1 pseudogene is annotated in these 308 nt (G+C 41.6%); it reads right to left on the minus strand.

From position 1 onward, the window contains the following. Positions 1-308, minus strand: a pseudogene (locus tag AAHB12_RS31505) (xylose isomerase); the annotation flags it as partial.

A 308-nucleotide genomic window follows, 5' to 3' on the forward strand; every position in this document is an offset into this window, starting at 1 on the left:
CCGCCGTTCAGTAAAATCTCATACATCGCCAGCGTAGTAGAATATAAATCTGTCGGGAATTCATCTGTATCCCAGCCAATTAATGTATCCCCTTGGTTTGCATCTACAGATCCAAGCATACCGTTAATGCGGGCAACGCGCAGCTCATGTTCAAATGTATGACCGGCAAGAGTCGCATGGTTTGCTTCGATATTAAACTTGAGATGATCTTGAAGATCATATTTTTGCAAGAATGCTAAACCAGTCGCAACATCAAAATCGTATTGATGCTTTGTTGGCTCCTTTGGCTTTGGTTCAATTAAGAATTG

The sequence above is a fragment of the Bacillus sp. OTU530 genome (genome assembly GCF_038440375.1).